Annotated in this window: 3 protein-coding genes; all 3 read right to left on the reverse strand. The window is 35.8% G+C overall.

The annotated features are described in order from the left end of the window. Positions 1 to 13 precede the first annotated feature (13 nt). Positions 14 to 412, reverse strand: coding sequence for a TcpE family conjugal transfer membrane protein (locus ID741_RS19925; protein ID WP_438721399.1), 399 nt, complete (start codon positions 410 to 412; stop codon positions 14 to 16). 15 nt (positions 413 to 427) lie between these two features. Further along, positions 428 to 694 (reverse strand): TcpD family membrane protein, encoded by a 267-nt coding sequence (locus tag ID741_RS19930; protein WP_438721400.1) that lies wholly within the window; start codon positions 692 to 694, stop codon positions 428 to 430. Between the two features lie 13 nt (positions 695 to 707). Further along, positions 708 to 1,005 (reverse strand): conjugal transfer protein (locus ID741_RS19935; protein WP_438721396.1); only part of this gene is annotated, 298 nt, incomplete at its 5' end.

Below are 1,005 nucleotides of genomic sequence, written 5' to 3' on the forward strand. Positions count from 1 at the left end.
TCACCTCCTGTGATTAGATTTTCGCTTTAGAAAAGCGAATGTTTGGCTCAAGATTGGTGATAATTTGATTATCTGTTAAAACCCGATTCCCTACTTTGATTTTGGTGAAATACTTAATATAGTTCTTCAAAAATAGAATCAAATTTTTATTGTCAAATACCGTATATTCATCTGCGAACCAACCAGATAAATAGTAGACACCCACACCATAATAGATAAAAGAAATCGTCATATTATGAATCAAAGGGAAAACGTAGTTTAAGACAAAGCGATTTAGTACCCATAGAATCAATAGTGCAGGTACCGCTAATAAAGCTCGTTTTAATTCAATGGAAAAGGGCAAAATAAAATCTGCAATACTATTTATGATAATCGGTTTTTTGAAGATGGTACGGTAGTTTAATGGTGGCATATTCTCACCTGCTTTCTACTGTCCGAATAATTCTGCAATGCCTCGTAAAACACCTAAGAAGCTATCAGGACTGTTTAAGAACCATGCACAAAAGGCAGCTAGAATTAAAACCCCCGCAATTCTTCCAATAGATTGTCTGGCAAATCCGGTAATTAAAAAAATGACCGTAGCAGCAATTAAGACATTTCCCCCTAACTGCAATATCCAATTCTTAAATGCCCCTCCTGTTGGTGCTGTCGCAACTACATAGTTAAACCTCTGTAAACCACTGATAAATTTCATTTACTATTTCCTCCTAGTTTTTAATATCATGGGTCAATCTCTCTACAACAAATTGGTCGTTATCATCTTGTTCTATGATTAGGTGATAAGCATTGTTGTAGTCTTGTGATAGTTGCTTGTCTGTGACAGTCACTATCACATAGCAATCTATTCTCCCCCCTTTCATTGGATAAGCAGCCATTTCTTGAATATTTTTAAAGGTCATGACCCCTCCCAATACTTCCGGATTTTTCATCATGTATTTCACCACTTCTTTATCGCTGGTTTCAACATACTTAGGAAAGAAGGTGTCCTTTAACCAATTGTTGACA

The organism is Enterococcus sp. AZ103, from assembly GCF_051714685.1.
GTDB classification, from domain to species: Bacteria; Bacillota; Bacilli; order Lactobacillales; family Enterococcaceae; genus Enterococcus_A; species Enterococcus_A alishanensis.

Bases quoted from the DNA above. Each gene is read 5' to 3' on its own strand.
- ID741_RS19930 (WP_438721400.1), bottom strand. From the start codon at position 694: ATGAAATTTATCAGTGGTTTACAGAGGTTTAACTATGTAGTTGCGACA.
- ID741_RS19925 (WP_438721399.1), bottom strand. From the start codon at position 412: ATGCCACCATTAAACTACCGTACCATCTTCAAAAAACCGATTATCATA.